Source organism: Micromonospora sp. WMMD980, assembly GCF_029626035.1.
GTDB lineage: Bacteria > Actinomycetota > Actinomycetes > Mycobacteriales > Micromonosporaceae > Micromonospora.
In genome coordinates this window covers 56,526-78,695 of record NZ_JARUBE010000003.1, presented here as the reverse complement: position 1 = coordinate 78,695, position 22,170 = coordinate 56,526, and the positions used below count along the sequence as shown (strand labels likewise).

Genomic DNA, 22,170 nt, shown 5'->3' with positions numbered 1-22,170 from the left:
CGGCGGTGGAACGATGGAGGCGACGGTGTCCGACCAGCGGCCCGCCCAGGAGAGCCCGGCCACCTTCCGCGACGTCTTCGCCCAGTCGGAGTTCCGCGCGCTCTTCGCGGCGAACGTGCTGTCCTGGGTCGGCGACTACCTCGCCAAGGCCGCGGTCACCGTGCTCGTCCTGCGCGAGACCCAGTCGGTCGCGCTCTCCGCCGCCGCCTTCGCGGCCAGCTACCTGCCCTGGCTGATCGGTGGCCCGCTGCTCTCGGCGCTCGCCGAGCGGCACCGCTACCGCCGGGTGATGGTGCTCTGCGACCTGATCCGGATGGCGCTGATGGTGCTGGTCGCCATGCCGTTCATGCCGCCCTGGTCGATCCTCGCCCTGATCTTCGTGGCCACGCTGGCCAACCCGCCGAGCCAGGCGGCACGCTCGGCGCTGCTGCCGCACATCCTCGGCGGCGACCGGCTGGTCGTGGGCCTCACCGTCTCCACGAGCGCGGCGCAGGCCGCCCAGGTCGTCGGCTACCTGGCCGGCGCGACCATCGCGGTGCTGAACCCGAGCGCCGCCCTGCTGATCAACGCCGGCACGTTCGCCCTGTCGGCCGCGCTGGTCCGGTTCGGCCTGCGGGACCGGCCCCCCGCGATGACCGAGGCGCACCGCAGTCACCTGCTGCGGGAGACCGCCCAGGGCTTCCGGATGGTCTTCGAGCGGCCGGTGCTGCGGGCCATCGCGGTGCTGGTGTTCAGCGCCATGCTCTTCTCGATCGTCCCCGAGGGGCTCGCCGCCGGCTGGGCCGCCGACCGCGCCGGTGGCGGCATGGACGCCGGCACCGCCCAGGCCGTCATCATGGCCGCCAACCCGGTGGGCTACGTCCTCGGCGGCCTGGTGATCGCCCGGCTGACCGGCCCGGCCCGGCGGCTGACCCTGATGCCGGTGCTGGCGGTGCTCGCACCCGCGGTGCTCGTACCCGCGCTCCTCGACCCACCGCCCGCCGTGGTGGCGCTGCTGGCCGGCGCGTGCGGCTTCGCGGTCGGCGGTCTCGTCCCGGTCGCCAACGGCCTCTTCGTGCAGGCGCTGCCGGACGGCTTCCGGGCCCGGGCGTTCGGGGTGATGGCGAGCGGCACCCAGATCATCCAGGGCGCTTCGGTGCTCGCCACCGGGGCGCTGGCCCAGCGGTTCGGCATCCCGACGGTGGTCGGGCTGTGGAGCGCGGCCGGGGTGGTCCTGATGCTGGTCGCGGCGGTGACCTGGCCCCGCCCGGCGACGATCGAGGCGGCCGTCGAGAGCGCCCGGGCCGAGTCGGCCACCGGGAACGCGCACGCGCCGCACCGGGGGCCGGCGGGCGACCGGGGGCGGGAGCACGGCCGGCACCGGCACGCGGTGACGTGACGCGCGCCGCCCGGCGGGCGGGCGCGGGTGCCGGGCGGCACCTGGCAAGATGGAAACGTGACTTCCCCAGGCGAGTCGATGACGCTGTTCGAGGCGATCGGCGGTGAGCCCGCCTTCCGCAAGCTGGTGGACGAGTTCTACGCCGGCGTCGCCGACGACCCGCTGCTGCGGCCGATGTATCCGGAGGAGGACCTGGGCCCGGCGGCGGACCGGCTGACCCTCTTCCTGATCCAGTACTGGGGCGGCCCGCGGGCCTACTCCGAACAGCGCGGCCACCCTCGCCTGCGGATGCGCCACGCCCCGTTCCGGATCGCCGGCGCCGAGCGCGACGCCTGGCTGCGTCACATGCGGCGCGCGGTGGACGCGCTGGACCTGCCGCCGCAGCTGGCCGACCCGCTCTGGGACTACCTGGAGCGGGCCGCCTACTTCATGGTGAACGCGGAGGACTGACCCACCGGCGGCGCTCAGAGCAGGGCGCCCTCGTCGTGCAACCAGTCGACGAACGTGGTGGCCACCGCCGCGCCGCAGTCGAGCATCTCGACCAGGAGCGCGTCGTGGGTGCCGGCGCCGAGCGGCACCTGCAGCTCGGCGTAGATCGGCAGTTGGCCCCGCTCGGTCGGGTCGCCGATGTAGGCCTTGCAGAACCGGCGGGTGTGGTTCCACTCGTTGACCACCCGGTAGGCGCGGTCGGCCCAGTCCGGCGGCACTGTCGCGTGTGGACGGGCCCGCATCACCAGGATCTCGTCCTCCGGGCCCTCCAGCGCGACCAGCACCGCGTGCCGCTCCCACATGGCCAGCAGGTTGCCGTCGCCGTCGGCCAGGTAACGCACGTCGAGCAGGTCGAGCGCGTCGCAGACCCGACCCAGGGTCACCGGGGCGACCGTGGCCGGCATGTCGGCGATGACCGCCCGCTCAGGTGCCGACGCGGCGTCGTCACCCGGCTGGCGCGGGGTCGGTGGCCCGACCCGGACGCTGTCGTCCACTGTGGTCCCGCTTCGAGACTCCGGATCGCCGCCACCGGCGGGACCGGGGCGCCATGACCACCACGGCATCGCTCGCGCACCTCACTCCCCAGCGGATCCAGCCGCCTACGGTGCGTTGGATCCGAGGATGGACGGTACCCGGACAGCCGGCAGGAGACACCCCCCCAACGACCGCCCCGGCCCGGAAGAATGATGCCGGGTCATCCGTTCGGATGAACTCGAATAGGCGTGAGTGCAAGGTCCACGACGGTCCGCGACCATGCCGCCCCGTACGGGCCGACCAGGCCGACCCAACGGCCGGCCACCCGCACCTGAACGTCGCCGGCGTCGGCGCCCACGAAGCCCATCCGGACCACGCCCTGCACCAGCCGCTGCGACACCTCCACCGGCGCGCCCGGCGCGCCGTCCGGGGTCACCACCACCGCGACGTGGTCCAGCAACGCGTCCCGCAGCGCCCGCTGGCCGACCGCCCGGCCGGCCACCCCGTGCGTGGCCGCCTCGCGCAGCGTGCCGGCCGCCGCGTCCGCGATCCGGCGCACCTGGGCGCCGGGGAGCACCTCGACCGGGTGGCTGGCCGGCGGCGGCAGCGGCCAGCGCCAGCCGTCGTCGCGCCGCCGGGGCAGCCCCGCGCCGCCGGCGGTGAGTTCGGCGAGCAGCTCCCCCGCGGCGACCGTGACGTCGCCGGGCGCGGCGCCGGGCACCGTGCGCACCGCGAGCACCCCCCAGGGCAGGCGGGCCCAGAGCGCGGTCCGCCCGGCGCCGGGCACCGGCCGGAGCCGGACCAGGACGGCGGGGTCGAGGCGGACCAGCCGGGCCAGGAAGGCGTCCGCGTCGGCCACCCCGGTCAGCCCGTGCCCGGCCGCCGGCCCGGTCATCCGGCCAGCCCCGGCGCGTAGCGGAGCAGGAACGCCCGCTCGTCGGCCGAGATCCGGCGCGGTCGCTGGACGGACAGGTCGAACGGCACCAGCACCGAGCGGGCGGTGCCGGCCAGCGCGTCGCCGTCGTACAGCTCGTAGGCCACCGAGAACGACGCGGCCCGGATCTCGTCGACCCACAGCTCGATCCGCACCGTCGGCGCCGCCTCCGCGCTGGCCCGACCGAGCGCGTAGTCGACCGGCCGCAGGTAGTCGACCTCGTGCCGGCGGATGACCACCCCGTCGACGAACGAGCCCACTCCCCACGCCCGACCGCCGGCGAACATCATCGCCACCCGGGCCTCCTCGTAGAGCGTGAGGAAGCGGGCGTTGTTGACGTGGCCGTACGCGTCCAGGTCGGACCAGCGCAGCGCGCAGTGGTAGACAAACCGGTCAGACAAGGGTCAGCACCGGTCAGTCACGGGTGAGCTTGCGGTAGGTCACCCGGTGCGGCCGGGCCGCCTCGACCCCGAGCCGGTCGATCTTGTTCTTCTCGTACGCCTCGAAGTTGCCCTCGAACCAGAACCACCGCGACGGGTCCTCGTCGGTGCCCTCCCAGGCCAGGATGTGCGTGGCGACCCGGTCCAGGAACATCCGGTCGTGGGAGATGACCACGGCGCAGCCGGGGAACTCCAGCAGCGCGTTCTCCAGGCTGGAGAGCGTCTCCACGTCCAGGTCGTTGGTCGGCTCGTCGAGCAGGATGACGTTGCCGCCGATCTTGAGCGTCAGCGCCAGGTTGAGCCGGTTCCGCTCGCCGCCGGAGAGCACCTTGGTCGGCTTCTGCTGGTCCGGCCCCTTGAAGCCGAACGCGGCGATGTAGGCCCGGGACGGCATCTCGACCTTGCCCACCATGAGGTGGTCCAGCCCGTCGGAGACCACCTCCCAGACGGTCTTGTCGCCGTCGAGACCCTGCCGGTTCTGGTCGACGTACGACAGGGAGACCGTCGGGCCGACCTTCACGTCGCCGCCGGTCGGCTGCTCCAGCCCGACGATGGTCTTGAAGAGCGTGGTCTTGCCGACGCCGTTCGGGCCGATGATGCCGACGATGCCGTTGCGCGGCAGCGAGAAGGACAGGTCGTCGATCAGCACCCGGTCGCCGAAGCCCTTGCTCAGGCCGTGCGCCTCGATGACGGTGCTGCCCAGGCGCGGACCCGGCGGGATCTGGATCTCCTCGAAGTCCAGCTTGCGGGTCTTCTCCGCCTCGGCGGCCATCTCGTCGTAACGGTCGAGGCGGGCCTTGGACTTGGTCTGCCGGGCCTTGGCGTTCGAGCGGACCCACTCCAGCTCGTCGGAGAGGCGCTTCTTCATCTTGGCGTCGCGCCGACCCTCGACGGCCAGCCGGGCGGCCTTCTTCTCCAGGTAGGTGGAGTAGTTGCCCTCGTACGGGTAGGCCCGGCCGCGATCCAGCTCCAGGATCCAGTTCGCCACGTTGTCGAGGAAGTAGCGGTCGTGGGTGATGGCGATGACGGTGCCGGCGTACTTGGCCAGGTGCTGCTCCAGCCACTGCACGCTCTCCGCGTCCAGGTGGTTGGTGGGTTCGTCGAGCAGCAGCAGGTCGGGCGCCTCCAGCAGCAGCTTGCACAGCGCGACCCGGCGGCGCTCACCACCGGAGAGCTTGGTGACGTCGGCGTCCGGCGGCGGGCAGCGCAGCGCGTCCATGGCCAGTTCGAGCTTGGAGTCGATGTCCCACGCGTCGGCGTTGTCCAGCTCCTCCTGGAGCCGGCCCATCTCCTCCATCAGCTCGTCGGAGTAGTCGGTCGCCATCTGCTCGGCGATCTTGTTGAAGCGGTCCAGCTTCGTCTTGATCTCGGCGACCGCCTCCTCGACGTTGCCGAGGACCGTCTTGCTGTCGTTGAGCGGGGGTTCCTGGGCCAGCATGCCGACGGTGAAGCCGGGCATGAGCCGGGCCTCACCGTTGCTCGGCTGGTCCCACCCTGCCATGATCTTGAGGAGGCTGGACTTGCCGGCGCCGTTCGGACCGACCACACCGATCTTGGCGCCCGGCAGGAAGTTCAGCGTCACGTTGTCCAGCACGACCTTGTCGCCGTGCGCCTTGCGCGCCTTCTCCAGGACGTAGATGAACTGGGCCACGGTGCGGGCTACCTCCGTCGGTTGCGATCGCGGGCTGCGGGTGCGGGGCGCGGGCTCCGAACTCCGCCCGCCGCCGCGGGCCGGGAGCCGGCCGCGCGCACGCCGTCGTCAATCCTGACAGGTACGCGCGGCCACGCCCACATCACCCCACCCCAGCACCGGTACGGCGGGCTGGGCGCGTCCCAGCGGCCTGCCGGTGTCGACAAGATCACGAGGAGGGTTCGGCGCCTTCCGGGCGGGTAGAGGAGTCCGGCACGGGGGATCAGACGCCGCAGCTACGCTCAGTACGCTCATCGCGGTGGACCCGTCAGTACCCGGAGGTGGCCGATCGTGACCGTCCGTAGCTCCTTTGTCGTAGTGGCCAACCGACTGCCGGTCGACGAGGTGAGCACACCCGAGGGGCGGCAGTGGCGGCGCAGCCCGGGGGGCCTGGTCACCGCGCTGCACCCGGTGCTCGCCGAACACCAGGGCACCTGGGTGGGCTGGGCCGGCGGCACCGGCGCCGCACCCGAGCCGTTCGACCTGGAGGGCATCCGGCTGCACCCGGTGCCGTTGAGCGCCGAGGAGTTGGAGCGCTACTACGAGGGCCAGTCCAACGCGACGATCTGGCCGCTCTACCACGACGCGGTGGAGACACCCGCCTACAAGCGGCGCTGGCGCGAGGCGTACCGCCTGGTCAACGCCCGGTTCGCGGAGGCCGCGGCGGACGTCGCGGCCGAGGGCGCCACGGTCTGGGTGCAGGACTACCAGCTCCAGCTCGTCCCCGCGATGCTGCGGGAGCTGCGACCCGACCTCAAGATCGGGTTCTTCCTGCACATCCCGTTCCCGCCGATCGAGCTGTTCATGCAGATGCCGTTCCGGGCCGAGATCCTGCGCGGCCTGCTCGGCGCCGACCTGGTCGGTTTCCAGCAGCGGCTGGCGGCGCAGAACTTCGTCCGGCTGGCCCGGCACCTGCTCGGCCTGCGCTACGAGGGGCAGATGATCCAGGTCGACGGCCGCCAGGTGAAGGCCGGCGCGTTCCCCATCTCGATCGAGACCCGGGAGATGGAGCGGCTGGCCGAGGACCCGGCGATCCAGGCCCGGGCGAAGCAGATCCGCGAGGAGTTGGGCAACCCGAAGACGATCATCCTGGGCGTCGACCGGCTCGACTACACCAAGGGCATCGAGCTCCGACTCAAGGCCTTCCGGGAACTCCTGGCTGACGGAAAGTTGACAGTTCCGGACGCGGTTATGGTGCAGGTCGCCACGCCCAGTCGCGAGCGCGTGGAGCACTACCAGGCACTTCGGGTGAAGGTGGAACGCGAGGTTGGCCGGATCAATGGTGAATTCGGCCGGGTCGGCGTGCCGGCGGTGCATTATCTGCATCAGTCGTACAGTCGCTCCGAACTGGCCGCGATGTACGTCGCGGCCGACGTGATGATGGTGACCCCGCTGCGAGACGGAATGAATCTGGTGGCCAAGGAGTACGTCGCATCGCGCGCCGACCAGGGCGGCGCGCTCGTGCTCAGTGAGTTCGCCGGCGCCGCCACCGAGCTGCGCCAGGCGTTCCTGTGTAATCCGCACGACCCGGACGCGGTGAAGGACGCGTTGCTACGGGCCGTGCACATCGAAAAGCCCGAAGCCCGCCGCCGGATGCGCGTCATGCAGCGCCATCTGCGCAGCCACGACGTGGGCCACTGGGCCAAGTCGTTCCTCAGCGAGCTCGGCGTCCCCGATACGGAGGCTGCGTGACCTCGCCCGCCGCCGCCACCTCGGCCGGTGGCGTGCTCGACCCGGAACTGCGCGCCGCGATCGGCCGCATCGCCCGGATCCCCCAGCTCCTCGTCGCCTGCGACTACGACGGCACACTGGCGCCGATCGTCGAGGACCCCAGCAAGGCCGTGCCGCTGCCCGAGTCGGTGGCCGCGATCCGCGCGCTGGCCTCACTGCCGCAGACGAGCGTCGCGGTGGTCTCCGGCCGCGCGCTGCGCGACCTGGCCACCCTCTCCCGGCTGCCCAGCGAGGTGCACCTGGTCGGCAGCCACGGCTCGGAGTTCGACATCGGCTTCGTCGAGCGCCTCACCCCCGAGTTGATCGCGGTCCGGCACCGGCTCCGCCAGGAGCTGCGCGAGATCGCCGCCGCGCATCCCGGCATCCGGCTGGAGCGCAAGCCGGCGAGCGTCGCCGTGCACACCCGCGGGGTCGACCCGCAGGTCGCCGCCGCGGCCGTGGAAGCGGTCCGCAACGGGCCGGCCACCTGGGACGACGTCACCGTCACCCAGGGCAAGGAGGTCATCGAGCTGTCGGTGGTCGCCACCCACAAGGGCACCGCCGTCGACCAGCTCCGCACCCAGCTCGCCGCCGGCGCGGTGCTCTTCATCGGTGACGACGTCACCGACGAGAACGCGTTCGGCAACCTCCAGGGGCCGGACGTCGGCATCAAGATCGGCCCCGGGGAGACCCAGGCCGACTACCGGGTGGCCGAGCCGATCGAGGCCGCCCGGGCGCTGGGCCTGCTGCTGGAGACCCGGCGGCACTGGCTCTTCGGCGAGCGGGCGGTGCCGATCGAGCGGCACTCGATGCTCGCCAACGGACGCACGGTCGCGCTGGTCACGCCGGAAGCCAAGATCACCTGGTTGTGCCACCCGAAGCCGGACTCGGCGGCGATCTTCGCCGACCTGGTCGGCGGCAGCCCGGCCGGCCACTTCACGGTCGGGCCGGAGCGCGGCGGCATCCCGCTCGGCCAGCGCTACCGCAGCAACACCATGACCGTGGAGACCCGCTGGTCCGGCCTGACCGTCACCGACTGGCTGGACCTGCCGGTCCGGCAGACCACGCCGGACGACCCGGCCGTGGTCAGCGGTGACTCGACCCTGGTCCGGGTGCTCAGCGGCACCGGGCGGGCCCGCGTCGAGTTCGCGCCGCGCCCCGAGTTCGGCCAGGTGGCGGTGCAGCTCCAGCCGCTCGACGACGGTCTGCTGGTGCTCGGCTCCAACGAGCCGGTCGCGCTGCACTCCCCCGGCGTCGAGTGGGAGGTCACCAACGACGCCGGGTACGAGACCGCGAAGGCGGTGGTGGACCTCTCCGCCCTCGGCGGGCAGGTGGTGCTGGAGCTGCGCTTCGGCACGCAGAGCCTGGAGCCGCACCGGGTGCCGGTGCACGAACGGCAGGCCGCCGCCGAGCAGCCCTGGAAGGACTGGGTGGCCTCGCTGCGACTGCCGGCCATCGCCAAGGACCTGGTCGCCCGCAGCGCGCTGACCCTGCGCGGGCTCACCCACGAGCCGACCGGGTCCATCCTCGCCGCGGCCACCACCTCGCTCCCCGAGGAGTTGGGCGGTGTGCGCAACTGGGACTACCGCTACTGCTGGCTGCGGGACGCCGCGATGACCGCGCGGGCGCTCGTCGACCTCGGCTCCACCGAGGAGGCCGAGGGGTTGCTGCGCTGGGTCGACGGCGTGGTCGAGCGCACCGGCGGGCATCCGGAGCGGCTGCACCCGCTCTACACCGTCGACGGTTTCGAACTGGGCGCCGAGGCGGTCATCGACACGCTGCCCGGCTATGCCGGCTCCCGGCCGGTCCGGGTCGGCAACCTCGCCAACCACCAGCTCCAGCTCGACGTCTTCGGCCCGGTGGCCGACCTGATCGCCGCGGTCGCCGACGCCCGGGGCTCGGTCCGCGACGACGAGTGGCGGGTGCTGGAGAACATGGTCGAGGCGGTACGCCGCCGCTGGCACGAGCCCGACCACGGCATCTGGGAGGCCCGCCTCCCACCCCGGCACCACGTCTTCTCCAAGGTCATGCTCTGGATGACCGTCGACCGGGCGCTGCACGTGGTGCGCCAGCACGGCGGCGAGGACCGGCCGGAGTGGGTGGAGCTGCGCGACCGGATCGGCGCCAACGTGCTGGAGCACGGCTGGCACCCGGACGCCGAGGCGTACAGCGTCGCGTACGGGCACGACGAGATGGACGCCTCCTCGCTCTGGATCGGCCTGTCCGGGCTGCTCCCCGGCGACGACCCGCGCTTCCTCTCCACCGTGCTCAAGATCGAGGCGGACCTGCGCAGCGGCCCGGTGGTCTACCGCTACCACTGGGACGACGGCCTGCCCGGCCGGGAGGGCGGCTTCCACATCTGCACGGCGTGGCTGATCGAGGCCTACCTGCGCACCGGCCGCCGCACCGACGCCGAGGAGCTGTTCACCCAGATGGTCGACACGGCCGGCCCCACCGGCCTGCTCCCCGAGCAGTACGACCCGCTCGCCGAGCGGGGCCTGGGCAACCACCCCCAGGCGTACAGCCACCTCGGCCTGATCCGCTGCGCCCTGCTCCTGGACAACATGCTCAAGCAGTAACCCACCCACGTGAGACGGCCCGGGATCAGAAGGTCCCGGGCCGTCTCACGTCCCACCCCACCCCGACGATCGTGCACTTGCTGCCCCGACCAACAGGGGGGATCAGGGCATGGCGCGGGCACCAACTGCACGATCGATGGCGTCAGAGGGTCAGGGCGTCGACCACGTCGCCGACGACCACGATGGCCGGCGGACGGAGGGCGGCGGCCTCGACGGCGGCGGCGACCGTGGCGAGCGTGGCGCGCAGGGTGCGCTGGGCGGCGGTGGTGCCCTCCTGGATCACCGCGGCCGGGGTGTGCGGGGGCTTGCCGTGCGCGATCAGCGTGGCGGCGATCGCGGCCAGGTTCTTCAGGCCCATCAGGATCACCAGCGTGCCACGCAGCCCGGCGAGCGACTCCCAGCGCACCAGCGAGGCCGGCGCGTCCGGCGCGACGTGCCCGGACACCACCGTAAACTCGTGCGCCACCGCCCGGTGCGTCACCGGCACCCCGGCCACCCCGGGCACCGCGATCGCGCTCGTCACCCCCGGCACCACGGTCACCGGCACCCCCGCCTCGGCGCAGGCCAGCAGCTCCTCGCCGCCCCGGCCGAAGACGTACGGGTCGCCGCCCTTGAGCCTGACCACGATCTTTCCGGCCAGGGCGCGCTCGACCAGGATCCGGTTGATCTCCTCCTGGGCGCGCGACGGCCCATAAGGGATCTTCGACGCGTCGACCAGTTCGACGTCCGGCCGCAGTTCGTCCAGGAGCAGCCCGGGGACGAGCCGGTCGGCGACCACCACCTCGGCCTCGGTGAGCAGCCGCAAGCCCTTCACGGTGATCAGCTCCGGGTCACCCGGCCCGGCGCCCACCAGCGCGACGCGCCCGCCGGGAGAGGTGTTAAGCCGGGCCCCCTCCTCTGCCGAATCCGTTAACAGGGGGCCCGTCCTTGCGCTCAGGAGGGTGCGGACGGCGTCGCGGACGGCCATCGCGCGGTGCGGGTCGCCGCCGCCGAGCACCGCCACCGTCACCGGGCCGTGCCGGGTCACCGCGGGCGTCCACGCGCTGGCGGCCGCCCGGTCGTCGGCCCGCACGCAGAAGATCCGCCGCTCGGCCGCGGCGGCGCTCACCGCCGCGGCGGCCACCCGGTCGTCCACCGCCACCTGCACCAGCCAGGCGCCGTCCAGGTCACCGACGGCGAACCGGCGCGGCTCCCAGCGCAACCGCCCGGCGTCGGCGTGCGCGCGCAGCGCCGGGGTCAGTTCCGGCGACACGAGCAGCACGTCCGCGCCCGCGTCGAGCAGCGCCGGCACCCGGCGGGTGGCCACCGCTCCCCCGCCCACCACGAGCACGCGCCGGCCGGCCAGCCGCAACCCCAGGGGGTACGGGCTGCGCCCGGTCACTTCTCGGCCACCCCGGCCGCGTCGAACGTGGCCACGTCGTGCAGCACCCGGACCGCACCGGTGACCACCGGCAGGGCGAGCAGCGCCCCGGTGCCCTCACCGAGCCGCAGTCCCAGGTCGATCAACGGGTCAAGCCCCAGGTGCCGCAGCGCGGCCGTGGCGCCCGGCTCGGCGCTGCGGTGCCCGGCGACCATGGCGCCCACGGCGTCCGGCGCGAACGCGGCGGCGGCCAGCGCGGCGCTGACCGCGATCACGCCGTCGAGCAGCACCGGCACCCGTCGCGCGGCGGCGCCGAGGATCAGCCCGGCCAGCGCGGCGTGCTCCAGCCCACCGACCGCGGCGAGCACCCCCAGCGGGTCCGCCGGGTCGGGCGCGTGCCGCTCCAGCGCGGCCCGCACCACCTCGACCTTGCGGGCGTACGTCGCGTCGTCCACGCCGGTGCCCCGGCCGGTCGCCGCGGCCGCGTCCGCCCCGGTGAACGCGGCGACCAGAGCGGCCGCCGGGGTGGTGTTGCCGATGCCCATGTCGCCGGTGAGCAGGATGCCGGCGCCGGCGTCGATCAGCTCGGCGGCGATCCGGATGCCGGTCTCCACCGCCGCCCGCGCCTCGTCCCGGGTGAGCGCGGCGGTGACCGTCATGTCCCGGGTGCCGGCGCGCACGTTCGCCGCCACCAGACGCGGCCCGTCCGGGTCGGCGGGGGTCGCCACGACGTCGGCGGCGAGCGCGGGCGGGGCGACCGGGTCGGCGGCGGGTGCCGCCGGGGTCGCCGCGAGCGGGGTGGCGACGCCGACGTCGACCACGGTGACCGAGGCGCCCGCCTGCCTGGCGAACGCGTTGACCACCGCGCCGCCGGCCAGGAAGTTGCCGATCATCTGGGCGGTGACCTCCTGCGGCCACGGGCTGACGCCCTGGGCGTGGACGCCGTGGTCGCCCGCGAAGATCGCCACCGCGGCCTGGTCGGGCAGCGGCGGTGGGCAGGTGCCGGCCAGCCCGGCGAGGCGCACCGAGAGCGGCTCCAGGGCGCCGAGCGAGCCGGCGGGCTTGGTCAGCCGGCCCTGGAGTTCGCGGGCCGCCGCCATGGCGGTCTCGTCCAGCGGCCGGATCGCCGTGACGGTGGACTCCAGCATCATGCCTCCAGGATCCGGGTGAGCGTGTCGACGAACGCGTCGGTGGTGGCCGGGTCGCGGACCGCGATCCGGAGCCAGTCCGGGCCCAGCCCGGGGAACGTGTCGCCCCGGCGCACCGCCCAGCCGTGCTCGCGCAGCCGCTGCCGCAGCTCGGCCGCGCCGGGCGCGTGGACCAGGACGAAGGCGCTGGCCGGTTGTCCCGCGACGCGTACGCCGGGCAGCCCGGACAGGCGGGCCACCAGGTGGGCACGGTCGGCGGCGAGGTCGGCGGCGATCACGCGCTCGGCCGCGACGGCGGCCGGCGCGGCGCAGGCGGTGGCGGCGGCGAGCGCCGGGGTGGAGACGGCCCAGAGCGGCTGGGCGGCGACGAGGCGGGCCAGCAGCCCCGGCTCGCCGAGCAGGTAGCCGATCCGCAGACCGGCCAGCCCCCAGGTCTTGGTGAGGCTGCGGACCACCAGGAGGCCGGGCAGGTCGCGGCGGTGGGCGAGCGACTCGGGCTCGCCGTCCACGCCGGGGACGATCGTGGTGTCGGCGAACGCCTCGTCGACCACCAGCACCCGACCCGGGCGGGCCAGCGCGGCGAGGGCGTCCACGGGGTGCAGCACCGAGGTCGGGTTGGTGGGATTGCCGATCATGACGAGGTCGGCGTCGGCGGGGATCCGGGCCGGGTCGAGCCGGAACCCGTCGGCCGGGTCGAGCAGGACCCGGTCCACCCGGTGCCCCGCTGCGCGCAGGGCGGCCTCCGGCTCGGTGAACTGCGGGTGCACCACCACCGGGTGGCGGGCGTCGCGCAGCGCGCGGGCGACCAGCACGAAGCCCTCGGCGGCGCCGGCGGTGAGGAGTACCTCCTCCGGGGGTCGCCCGTGTCGGTGACCGACGGCGGCGCGGGCGGGCGCCGGGTCCGGATACGACGCCAGGTCGCCCAGCGCCGCGGTGATCGGGTCGGCCAGCCAGTCGGGCATCGCGGCGCGGCGCACGTTGACCGCCAGGTCGACCAGGCCGGGCGTGGCCTCGGCGTCCCCGTGGTGCCCCAGGTCGGGGTCGGCGGGCGCGGCGGCGGTCGGTACGGCGGGCATGACCGCGATCCTGCCGGGAAGCCGCCGTTCGGGACAGCGCATCCCGGCGTGGGACGCGTCACGACCCCCGCCCGTTTATGAATTCTTCTCATTTCCGAATCGGAAATGTCATAGCTTGGCCATGTGAGCAACCGACCCCTTGCCTCCGCCGGTCGTGCCGTGCCCCTTCTCCGCGCCGGGCTGATCGCCGGCATCGTCGTCGCCGCCGCGCTCTATCCGATGGCCGCCGTCACCGGCCTCGGCGCGAAGGCCACCGCGCACGCCGTGCAGCAGAAGACGAACATCCTCAAGACCGCGCTGCCGGCCGAGACCTCGTACGTCTACGCGCCGGACGGCAGGACCGTGCTGACCATGTTCTACGAGGAGTACCGGCAGTACACCAAGATCGAGAACATGTCGCCGAACATCCAGCAGGCGATCGTCGCCGCCGAGGACAACCGCTTCTACCAGCACCACGGCGTCGACCCGAAGGGCGTGGCGCGGGCGTTCGTCTCCAACGCCCGCTCCGGCGGCGTCTCCCAGGGCGCCTCCACGCTCACCATGCAGTACGTCCGGATGGCCCTGCGGGACAGCGCCAGCACGCCCAAGGAGGTCCAGGAGGCCACCCAGCAGACCAGCCTGCGCAAGGTCAAGGAGATGCGCATGGCGCTCGACATCGAGAAGCACCTGACCAAGGAGCAGATCCTCGAGCGCTACCTCAACTCGGCCTACTTCGGCCACCGGGCGTACGGGATCTACGCCGCGTCGCAGATCTTCTTCTCCAAGACCCCCGCCACGCTCAGCCCGGTCGAGGCGGCCACCCTCGCCGGCCTGGTGAAGTCCCCCTCGGAGTACGACCCGATCACCTCCGACCAGAAGGACGCCACCGGCCGGCGCAACTACGTGCTGGACAACATGGCCCGCCTCGGCTTCCTGTCGCCGGACGCCGCGGCGACGGCGAAGGGACAGCCGATCAAGCTGAAGCTGACCGACCCGCCGAACGACTGCGCCGCGATCGACGGCGCGCACCGGAGCTGGGGCTTCTACTGCGACTACCTGAAGAACTGGTGGAGCGCGCAGCCCGCGTTCGGCGAGAACCGGCTGGAACGGATGGACAAGCTGCGCCGCGGCGGCTACCGCATCGTCCTCGCCCTCGACCCGAAGACCCAGGCGGCGGCCGAGAAGAACGTCGGCGCCAAGGACAACACCGGCAGCCCGTTCGCCAACGGCATCGTGGTCGCCGAGCCGGGCACCGGGCGGATCAAGGCGATGGCGGTGAACCGCACCTACTCGCTCGACCTGGCCGAGAACCCGAACAGCTCCAACCCGGAGGCCGGCCCGAAGGTCAAGGCGAACTACCCGAACACGGTGGCGCCGCTGCTCGGCGGCGGGACGCTGCCCGGCTACCAGGCCGGATCGACGTTCAAGATGTTCCCGATGCTCGCCGCGCTCAACGCCGGGATGCCCCTCTCCACCGCCTACGACTCGCCCTACAAGTACCAGTCGGCGGTCTACGACGGTTGGGCGCCGTCGAACGCCAGCGGCGCGATGACCGGCCGGCAGACCATGTGGTCCGGCTTCGGCAAGTCGGTGAACACCTACTTCGTCCAACTGGAGGAGAAGATCGGCGCGGACACCGGGGTACGCCTGGCCGAGCAGCTGGGGCTGCGCTGGCGCACCGACGTCGACAAGGAGCAGGCGTCGCCGGGCAAGGCGAAGAAGTGGGGCGCGTTCACGCTCGGCGTCTCCGACGCCACCCCGCTGGAGATGGCGAACGCGTACGCCGCCGTCGCCGCCGACGGGCGTTACTGCGAGGCGATCCCGGTCAACGCGATCATGAATCGGGACGGTACGCCGGCGACCTGGTCGACGCCGGGCGGGGTGCAGCGGGAGGTGGCCAAGCCCCGGTGCCGGCAGGTGGTCAACGCGGACGCGGCCCGGGCGGCCACCGACGCCGCGCGCTGCCCGACCGGCGACACCCCGGCCAAGGGGAGCTGCGGCGGCTGGTCGACGGCCGACAGCGTCCGGGGCACCGTGGGCCGCCCGGTGGCCGGCAAGACCGGCACCACGGACAGCACCCGGTCGGCGTGGTTCGTCGGCTACACGCCCGAACTGGCCGCGGCGAGCTTCATCGCGGATCCGGACAACCCGTTCAACGCGGTGGGCGACGGGCAGTCGCAGGTCCCGGTGAACGCGGTGGCGCAGACGCTGCGCGACGCGCTGAAGGGCCAGCCCACCCGCCAGTTCACCCCACCGTCCGACCAGATCGTCGGCTGACCCCCATGATCCGCCCGGGGGTGCGCCCGGGCCAGTTGATCAAGGAGTTCGCGTCCGGGACCGCGTGGTTCCCGACGCGAACTCCTTGATCGACTTCCGCACCTCGTCCACCGCCTGACCGATCACGCGGGCGTCGCCGCCGGTGTCCGGGCGGCGGCCACCAGCCGCTCGGCGACGCCGGGCAGCGCGGCCCAGTGCGGCACGAGCTGCGAGGCGTGCACGCCGTGGTGGACGAAGCCCTCCGGGGTGCCGCCGCCCCACTGCCAGGCCGGCCGGTCACCGGCGCGCGGGGTGAGCACCGCCGCGTGCTGCTTGTGCCCGGTCACCGTGACTCCGGCCGGCGCCACCACGCTGCCGGTGACCGAGGTGGCGTCCCGGTAGCCGACCACCAGGCCGTCGCGGACCGTGCCGACCGCGTCGAGCACCCCGCACATCGGCAGGCCGTCCAGCTCGCGGGCCAGCCACAGCAGGCCGGCGCCCTCGGCGACCACCGGGCGGCCGGAGCGGGCCAGCTCGGCCACCGCGATGCAGAGCCGGCGGTTGGCGGAGAGCTGCTCCGCGTACATCTCGGGGAGCCCGCCGCCGACGACGAGCGCGCGGGCCCCGGCGGGCAGCGCCTCGTCGCGCAGCGGGTCGACGGTGGCCACCTCGGCGCCGGCGGCGCGCAGCAGCTCGGCGGTCTCCGGGTGGCTGTAGCTGCCGGCCGGACCACCGGCCAGCGCGACCACCGGCCGCTGACCGGACCCGGGCGGGCCGTCCGCCGGCTCCGCCGACCAGGGCTCGACGGTCAGCGCGGGCGCGGAGCGGGCGAGCGTCAGCAGCCGATCCAGGTCGACGGTGGCGGCCACCGCCTCACCGAGCCGGCGCACCCCGCGCTCGGCCTCGGCGTCACCGCGCACCACGGGCGCGGCGCCGTGCCGGCGGGCGGGCAGCACCGGGGGCAGCTCGTGCCGGCGCAGCGCGCCGTAGACCGGCACCCCGACGTCGTCGAGCGCCTCGCGCAGCAGCGCCTCGTGCCGGGGCGAGGCCACCCGGTTGAGGATCACGCCGCCCAGCCAGAGCTGCTCGTCGTAGGCCCGGAAGCCGTGCACCAGCGCGGCCACCGACTGGCCCATCGCGGCCACGTCGACCACCAGCACCACCGGGCTGCGCAGCGCGGTGGCGACGGCGGCGGTGGACTCGCTCTCCGGGCGGCCGGCGACCGAGTCGTAGAGCCCCATCGTGCCCTGGACCAGCGCGAAACCGGCCCCGGTCGCGCCGTGCGCGAAGAGCGGGGCGATCAGCTCCGGGCCGACCAGGCGCGGGTCGAGCGTGCGCCCCGGCCGACCGGCGGCCAGCCCGAGGTAGGCGGCGTCCACCTGGTCCGGCCCGACCTTGAACCCGGCGACCGCCAGCTCCCGGTCGGCCAGGGCCGCGAGCAGGCCGAGGGAGAGGGCACCGGTGCCGTGCCCCGAGGAGGGCGCGCTCAGCACGACGCGGGGCACGTCGGTCATCATCGACTCCTGGATCCGGGGGGATTTCCGCCCGCGTGACCATACCCGTCCGGTCCGACGCGCGGCGTCCGCCCGGCGCCGGGATTCCACCGGCAGCCCGGAGTGGCCCCGCTCATACGGGTAGCCTTTGCCAACGTGTACCGGTTCCTGCTGACCCCACGCTGGCTCGGCTACCTCGCGCTGACCCTGGCGGCCGCCGCGGTGATGGTGTTCCTGGGCGACTGGCAGCTGGACCGCTACCACGCCCGGACGGCGGTCAACGAACGGATCGACGCCGGCGCCACGATGACCCCCGCGCCGTTGCGCGACGCCCTGCCCGCGCCGACCGGCGCCGCCGGCAGTGTCGGCCCGGCCCCGGCCGACCGGCTCACCTGGAGCCGGGTCACCGCCACCGGCCGCTACGACAGCGGGAACGACGTCCTGATCCGCGGCCGCACCGTGGACAGCACGGTCGGCTTCGAGGTGCTCACCCCGCTGGTGCTCGCCGACGGCAGCGCGGTGCTGGTCGACCGCGGCTGGATCCCGCCGGTCCCGGGCGGCGGCGCGACCGCCCAGCCGTCGGTGCCGGCGGCCCCGACCGGCGAGGTGACGGTCACCGGCCGGGTGGTCGGCGGCGAGAGCGGCGGCGGCGCGGTCGCCCGCCGCGACGGCAAGCTGGAGGCCCGGCGGATCGACATCGCCCGCCTGGCCAAGCAGCTCCCCTATCCGGTGACCGGCGGCTACGTGCTGCTGGACGGGCAGACCCCGGCCGCCGACCCGGCCTTCCGGGCGGTGCCGATCGGGCACACCAACAACTGGCAGAACTTCGGCTACGTGTGGCAGTGGTGGATCTTCGCGGTGATGAGCCTGGTCGGCTACGGCTGGGTGGCGCGCCGGGAGGCCCGCCGCCGGGCCGGCCTGGACGGCCCGGGGGTGCCGGTGGACCGGGCCGCCGAGCCGGCTGCCGCCGGGCCCGCCGGCTCCTGAGCCCGGACCGCCGACTCAGCCGGTGACCCGGCCGGCGTGGATCGCCCGGACCGCGTCGATCGTGTCCGCCTCGGCGGCCGTCTTGTCGTCGCGGTAGCGCACCACCCGGGCGAAACGCAGTGCCATCCCACCCGGGTAGCGGCTGCTGGTCTGCACCCCGTCGAAGGCGATCTCGACCACCTGCTCCGGGCGGACCCGCACCACCCAGTCGCCCTTCTCCACGGCCAGCGACAGGAAGCGTTCGGTCTGCCAGCGCAGCGTCTCGTCGGTGAGCCCCTTGAACGTCTTGCCGAGCATGACGAACTCGCCACTGCCCGGGTCGCGGGCGCCCAGGTGCAGGTTGGACAGCCAGCCCTGACGCCGGCCGCTGCCCCATTCGACGGCGAGCACCACCAGATCGAGCGTGTGCCGGGGCTTGACCTTGACCCAGGCCGCGCCACGCCGCCCGGCGTCGTAGGGCGCGGCCGGGTCCTTGACCACCACCCCCTCCTGGCCGGCGTCGACCGCCGCGGCGAACGCCGCGGCGGCCTGCCCGGCGTCGTCCACCTCCACCCGGCCGACCAGCAGCGCCGGGTCGACCGCGCGGGCGAGCGTCGCCCACCGCTCCCGCCCGGGCCTGTCGATCAGGTCGGCGCCGTCGAGGTGCAGCAGGTCGAAGAAGTACGGGGTGAGCACGGGCTCGCCGGCCCGCTCGGCGGCGGCCAGCACGCCGGGCGCGACCGGGGCGCGGCCGGTGGTGCTGGGGGTGGTGCGCCGAGCCGCGTGGCTCGACGTCTGCTGGAACGGCAGCGGCCGGCCGGCGGCGTCCAGCCCGATCGCCTCGCCGTCGAGCACCAGCTCGCGGGCGGGCAACGCGCGGACGGCGGCCACCACCTCGGGGAGCCGACCGGTGATCTCGTCGAGACTGCGGGTGAAGACCGCGATGTCCGACCCGGAGCGGTGCACCTGGATGCGGATGCCGTCGAGCTTGACGTCGACCACGGCCGGGGTGCCGGTGGCGGTGAGCGCCTCGTCGACCGAGGGCGCGCTCTGCGCCAGCATCGGCGCGAGCGGGCGGCCCACCTGGAGCCCGAACCCGGCCAGCGCGGCGGCGCCGCCGGTGAGCGCCGCGACCGCCACCGCCCGCAGGTCACCGGCGAGCAGGAGGGCCCGCCGGACGGCCGTCACCGGCACGTCGGCGGCCCGGGCCACCGCCTCGGCGAGCAGGCCGGCCTGTGCGCCCTGCCGGAGCTCGCCGCGGAACAGGCCGACCAGCAGGCGCTGCTCGTCGGCGGTGGCCGCGGCGAACAGCCGGCCGACCAGCTCCCGCCGCCGCGCCTGGGAGCCGGCGCCGCCGACCCGGGAGATCTCCTCGATCCCCGCGTCGACGGCGCCCACGGTCAGCGTCGGCTCGGCCGCCGGTGGCGGCAGGTCACGCAGGCTCGCCCAGCCGACGCCGGTCTGCCGCTGCCGCAGCTCACCGGCGAGGTAGCCGGCACCGGCCGGGATCTCGCCCGGGTCGAGGGCGCGCAGCGCGGCGGCCAGCAGCTCCACCTTGGCCCGCCGGCCGCCGGTGGCGCCCACCGCAGCCGAGGTGGCCGCCAACTCCGCGAAGTGCACGCCCACATCCTGTCAGCCACCGGTGACACCGGGGCGGTTCCGGCGGGTCGACGCACCGTTCCGGGTGCGCCGACCCGCCGGACGCCCGGACGCGACGGGCCCGGGCGTTGCCGGACGCCGAGCCGCGCGCCCGGGCCCGGATCGCTCCGGGCCCTGCGGAGATCAGGCCGAGACCGGCTCCTCGACGCGCAGGCCGCGCCCGCGCACCCCGTCGGCGACCCGGGTCAGCAGCGCGTCGAGCGTGACCAGCGTGGCGGATAGCTCACCGAGCTGTTCCTTGAGCGTGGCCTCGGGCCACGCGGAGACGTCGACGTCCCCCAGAGCACGGACGGCGGCCTGGAGCCGCGCCATCTCGTCGTTCGTACGCATGTTCGAAAGGCTATAACACCCGGCCGTTCGACACGCCGCGAACTCCGACATCCGCCCCGAAGTTATCGTTCCGACACCTCAGGCGCGGTTTCCGGCACCCGCCTCGGCCACCTTGGCCAGCAGCAACGCCTCGGCCAGGCAGACCCGGGCGAACTCGCCCAGGTGCAGGCTCTCGTTCGGCCCGTGCGCCCGGGCGTGCGGGTCCTCCACGCCGGTCACCAGGATCGCCGCGCCCGGGAACATCTCCTGGAAGGTGGCGATGAACGGGATCGAGCCACCCACCCCGATGTCGACCGGGTCGGTGCCGTCCCAGGCGCCCCGGAACGCCGCCCGCGCCGCGTCGAACATCGGCCCGCTGGCATCGATCACGCAGGGCGCGCCGTCGTGCTCGAACGTCACCGTCACCTGCGCGCCCCACGGCGCGTGCCGCTCCAGGTGCGCGCTCAGCGCGGCGTACGCCTTCTTCGGGTCGTCACCCGGCGCCAGCCGTACGCTCAGCTTCGCCTTCGCGGCCGGGACCAGCGCGTTCGGCGCCTCCCCGGTGGTCGGCGCGTCGACGCCGAGGATCGCCAGCGCCGGCTTCGTCCAGAGCCGGTCGGTGATCCGGCCGGTGCCGAACAGCCGCGCGCCGTCGACCAGGCCGGCCTCCGCGCGGAACCGGTCCTCCGGGTAGTCGACGCTCGCGCCCTCGCGCCCGGCCAGCCCGTCCACCGCCACGTCACCGGCGTCGTCGTGCAGCGTGCCGAGCAGCTTCACCAGCGCGGTGAGCGCGTCCGGGACGGCACCGCCGAACATGCCGCTGTGCACCGCGTGGTCGAGCGTGCGGACCTCCACGAAGCAGTTCACGATGCCGCGCAGCGAGGTGGTCAGCGCCGGCACGCCGACGTCCCAGTTGGTGGAGTCGGCGATCACGATGACGTCCGACGCCAGGTCGTCGCGGTGCTCGGCGAGCAGCCGCTCCAGCGAGTCGGAGCCGTACTCCTCCTCGCCCTCGACGAACAGCACCACGCCGACCGGCAGCCGGTCGCCGAACGCGCGCAGCGCGGCGACGTGCGCCATGATGCCGGCCTTGTCGTCGGCCGCGCCCCGGCCGTAGAGGCGGCCGTCGCGCTCCACCGGCTCGAACGGGTCGGACTCCCACAACGCCAGGTCGCCGACCGGCTGCACGTCGTGGTGGGCGTAGAGCAGCACGGTGGGCGCGCCGGCCGGAGCCGCCTTCGTCCCGATCACCGCCGGCTGGCCGCCGGAGCGGACGATCCGGGTGTCCAGGCCGCAACCGCGCAGCAGCTCCGCCACCGCCTCGGCGGAGCGCTCCACGTGCGAGTGGTCGAAGCCGTCGAAGGCGATGCCCGGGATGCGGACGAGTCGTTCCAGGTCGGCACGGACACCGGGCAGTTCCCGCTCGACGGCGGCCCGCACCTCGGACTCGGAAATGATCGGAGTGGTCATGACCGGAATCGTATGCCGGCCTTACCCGGTCACGCCGTCCGAGCCCGGCCGCCGCCCGAGCCGCACGTAGTAGCGCTCCGGGTCGTGCGGCAGGTCGGAAGCGCCGTCGACGACCAGGTCCACCGCCGCCGGGGTGCCGTCGGCGGCGAAGTGCGCCCGCTCCCCGGCGTGCCAGCGGCGCAGTTCGGGCAGGACCTGCGCGCCGTCGCGGGCCAACGCCCGGGACAACCGCAGCTCCCCCGGCGCGGTGACCAGCACCGAGAGGGTCAGCTCGGGGCGCACCACGGCGCGCGCCGCGCTCACCCCCTCGACGAGCAGCACCGGCGCCGCCGGCACCGGCACCACCGGACCCAGGAAACGCCCGCGCACCCAGCTGTACCGGCGGTAGCCGCCCGGCCGGCCGGCCCGCACCGGCCCGAGCACCCGCTCCTCCAGCCTGGCCCAGAACGTGAGCTGGTCGTCCCAGCCGTCCAGCAGGTCGTCGGTGTGGACCAGTGGCGGCCGGCCCGCGCCGGTCGCCACGAACGCGTCCGCGAGGCGCGTCGCGAACACGCTCTTGCCCGCGCCGCTCGGCCCGTCAACAGCCACCAGCCGGGTCCGTCCCAACCGCGGCGGCGCGGCCAGCACCCGCCGGACCAACCCGGCGTACGCCTCGACCACCGCGACGTTCACCCGACCGACGCTAACGTTCCCCCGTCCGCTGGATCCTGCGACCCGGGCGGACCGTTTCACCCGGCGGCCCGCCGACGCCGCGGGCATG

The 22,170-nt window shown here is 74.3% G+C and carries 17 protein-coding genes and 1 pseudogene; 6 read left to right on the top strand and 12 right to left on the bottom strand.

Translation table 11 applies throughout. The features are described 5' to 3' along the window. Positions 1 to 13 precede the first annotated feature (13 nt). Together O7618_RS00840 and O7618_RS00835 are read left to right on the top strand one after the other, a co-directional pair. On the top strand, positions 14 to 1,378 hold the full coding sequence (locus tag O7618_RS00840; protein ID WP_278104036.1) for an MFS transporter: 1,365 nt from the start codon (positions 14 to 16) through the stop codon (positions 1,376 to 1,378). 78 nt (positions 1,379 to 1,456) lie between these two features. Beyond that, positions 1,457 to 1,828 (top strand): globin, encoded by a 372-nt coding sequence (locus tag O7618_RS00835; RefSeq protein ID WP_278109862.1) that lies wholly within the window; start codon positions 1,457 to 1,459, stop codon positions 1,826 to 1,828. Between the two features lie 14 nt (positions 1,829 to 1,842). On the opposite strand, the gene O7618_RS00830 is transcribed toward O7618_RS00835, so the two are convergent. The 4 genes from O7618_RS00830 to ettA all read right to left on the bottom strand — a co-directional run bounded on the left by O7618_RS00830 (position 1,843) and on the right by ettA (position 5,366). Beyond that, positions 1,843 to 2,430, bottom strand: a complete 588-nt coding sequence (locus tag O7618_RS00830) for a YbjN domain-containing protein (RefSeq protein WP_278104035.1) — start codon at positions 2,428 to 2,430, stop codon at positions 1,843 to 1,845. A gap of 131 nt (positions 2,431 to 2,561) precedes the next feature. After that, positions 2,562 to 3,236 (bottom strand): hypothetical protein, encoded by a 675-nt coding sequence (locus O7618_RS00825; RefSeq protein WP_278104034.1) that lies wholly within the window; start codon positions 3,234 to 3,236, stop codon positions 2,562 to 2,564. After that, complete coding sequence (locus tag O7618_RS00820; protein WP_278104033.1) at positions 3,233 to 3,676, bottom strand: thioesterase family protein; 444 nt, start codon at positions 3,674 to 3,676, stop codon at positions 3,233 to 3,235. The genes O7618_RS00825 and O7618_RS00820 overlap by 4 nt, the downstream gene beginning before the upstream one ends. Positions 3,677 to 3,689: 13 nt before the next feature. After that, positions 3,690 to 5,366, bottom strand: coding sequence for an energy-dependent translational throttle protein EttA (gene ettA, locus O7618_RS00815; protein ID WP_278104032.1), 1,677 nt, complete (start codon positions 5,364 to 5,366; stop codon positions 3,690 to 3,692). Positions 5,367 to 5,696: 330 nt separating this feature from the next. Between ettA and O7618_RS00810 the strand changes: the two genes are divergently transcribed. Together O7618_RS00810 and otsB are read left to right on the top strand one after the other, a co-directional pair. After that, positions 5,697 to 7,097, top strand: coding sequence for a trehalose-6-phosphate synthase (locus O7618_RS00810; RefSeq protein WP_278104031.1), 1,401 nt, complete (start codon positions 5,697 to 5,699; stop codon positions 7,095 to 7,097). Beyond that, on the top strand, positions 7,094 to 9,694 hold the full coding sequence (otsB, locus tag O7618_RS00805; RefSeq protein ID WP_278104030.1) for a trehalose-phosphatase: 2,601 nt from the start codon (positions 7,094 to 7,096) through the stop codon (positions 9,692 to 9,694). Before O7618_RS00810 ends, otsB begins: the two co-directional genes overlap by 4 nt. A 142-nt stretch (positions 9,695 to 9,836) precedes the next feature. Here otsB and cobA read toward each other — a convergent pair whose 3' ends face one another. From cobA to cobC, 3 genes are read right to left on the bottom strand one after another with little or no spacing between them, the layout of a single operon-like run. Further along, the gene (gene cobA / locus O7618_RS00800; RefSeq protein ID WP_278104029.1) at positions 9,837 to 11,075 is read right to left on the bottom strand and encodes a uroporphyrinogen-III C-methyltransferase; all 1,239 of its coding nucleotides are present in this window, start codon (positions 11,073 to 11,075) and stop codon (positions 9,837 to 9,839) included. Further along, entirely contained in the window at positions 11,072 to 12,202 is a 1,131-nt protein-coding gene (locus O7618_RS00795; RefSeq protein WP_278109861.1) for a nicotinate-nucleotide--dimethylbenzimidazole phosphoribosyltransferase, read from the bottom strand. Before O7618_RS00795 ends, cobA begins: the two co-directional genes overlap by 4 nt. Beyond that, positions 12,202 to 13,278, bottom strand: a complete 1,077-nt coding sequence (gene cobC, locus O7618_RS00790) for an Rv2231c family pyridoxal phosphate-dependent protein CobC (protein ID WP_278104028.1) — start codon at positions 13,276 to 13,278, stop codon at positions 12,202 to 12,204. The genes O7618_RS00795 and cobC overlap by 1 nt, the downstream gene beginning before the upstream one ends. Before the next feature lie 123 nt (positions 13,279 to 13,401). Here cobC and O7618_RS00785 point away from each other — a divergent pair, with 123 nt between their 5' ends. After that, positions 13,402 to 15,534, top strand: coding sequence for a transglycosylase domain-containing protein (locus tag O7618_RS00785; RefSeq protein ID WP_278104027.1), 2,133 nt, complete (start codon positions 13,402 to 13,404; stop codon positions 15,532 to 15,534). A 122-nt stretch (positions 15,535 to 15,656) separates the two neighbouring features. Here the strand turns inward: O7618_RS00785 and O7618_RS00780 are convergent, their stop codons facing one another. Beyond that, positions 15,657 to 17,027, bottom strand: coding sequence for a cobyrinate a,c-diamide synthase (locus O7618_RS00780; protein ID WP_278104026.1), 1,371 nt, complete (start codon positions 17,025 to 17,027; stop codon positions 15,657 to 15,659). Between the two features lie 135 nt (positions 17,028 to 17,162). Here O7618_RS00780 and O7618_RS00775 point away from each other — a divergent pair, with 135 nt between their 5' ends. Then, positions 17,163 to 17,993, top strand: coding sequence for an SURF1 family protein (locus O7618_RS00775; protein ID WP_278104025.1), 831 nt, complete (start codon positions 17,163 to 17,165; stop codon positions 17,991 to 17,993). A gap of 15 nt (positions 17,994 to 18,008) precedes the next feature. Here O7618_RS00775 and O7618_RS00770 read toward each other — a convergent pair whose 3' ends face one another. The 4 genes and pseudogenes from O7618_RS00770 to O7618_RS00755 all read right to left on the bottom strand — a co-directional run. Next, positions 18,009 to 19,592 (bottom strand): ATP-dependent DNA ligase, encoded by a 1,584-nt coding sequence (locus O7618_RS00770; RefSeq protein ID WP_278104024.1) that lies wholly within the window; start codon positions 19,590 to 19,592, stop codon positions 18,009 to 18,011. A gap of 162 nt (positions 19,593 to 19,754) precedes the next feature. After that, on the bottom strand, positions 19,755 to 19,961 hold the full coding sequence (locus tag O7618_RS00765; protein WP_091571646.1) for a hypothetical protein: 207 nt from the start codon (positions 19,959 to 19,961) through the stop codon (positions 19,755 to 19,757). Between the two features lie 78 nt (positions 19,962 to 20,039). Next, a complete protein-coding gene (locus O7618_RS00760) occupies positions 20,040 to 21,410 on the bottom strand; it encodes a dipeptidase (protein ID WP_278104023.1) in 1,371 nt (456 codons plus the stop codon). Then, positions 21,385 to 22,082: pseudogene (locus tag O7618_RS00755) on the bottom strand (hypothetical protein); the annotation flags it as partial. The pseudogene O7618_RS00755 and the gene O7618_RS00760, both read right to left, overlap by 26 nt. Positions 22,083 to 22,170: the final 88 nt, after the last annotated feature.

Excerpts from the sequence above, each read along its gene's own strand:
- O7618_RS00780 (WP_278104026.1), bottom strand. The coding sequence starts at position 17,027 with ATGACCGACGTGCCCCGCGTCGTGCTGAGCGCGCCCTCCTCGGGGCAC.
- O7618_RS00760 (WP_278104023.1), bottom strand. The coding sequence starts at position 21,410 with ATGACCACTCCGATCATTTCCGAGTCCGAGGTGCGGGCCGCCGTCGAG.
- O7618_RS00830 (WP_278104035.1), bottom strand. The coding sequence starts at position 2,430 with ATGCCGTGGTGGTCATGGCGCCCCGGTCCCGCCGGTGGCGGCGATCCG.
- O7618_RS00825 (WP_278104034.1), bottom strand. The coding sequence starts at position 3,236 with ATGACCGGGCCGGCGGCCGGGCACGGGCTGACCGGGGTGGCCGACGCG.
- O7618_RS00840 (WP_278104036.1), top strand. The coding sequence starts at position 14 with ATGGAGGCGACGGTGTCCGACCAGCGGCCCGCCCAGGAGAGCCCGGCC.
- O7618_RS00795 (WP_278109861.1), bottom strand. The coding sequence starts at position 12,202 with ATGCTGGAGTCCACCGTCACGGCGATCCGGCCGCTGGACGAGACCGCC.
- O7618_RS00835 (WP_278109862.1), top strand. The coding sequence starts at position 1,457 with ATGACGCTGTTCGAGGCGATCGGCGGTGAGCCCGCCTTCCGCAAGCTG.
- cobC (WP_278104028.1), bottom strand. The coding sequence starts at position 13,278 with ATGCCCGCCGTACCGACCGCCGCCGCGCCCGCCGACCCCGACCTGGGG.
- O7618_RS00765 (WP_091571646.1), bottom strand. The coding sequence starts at position 19,961 with ATGCGTACGAACGACGAGATGGCGCGGCTCCAGGCCGCCGTCCGTGCT.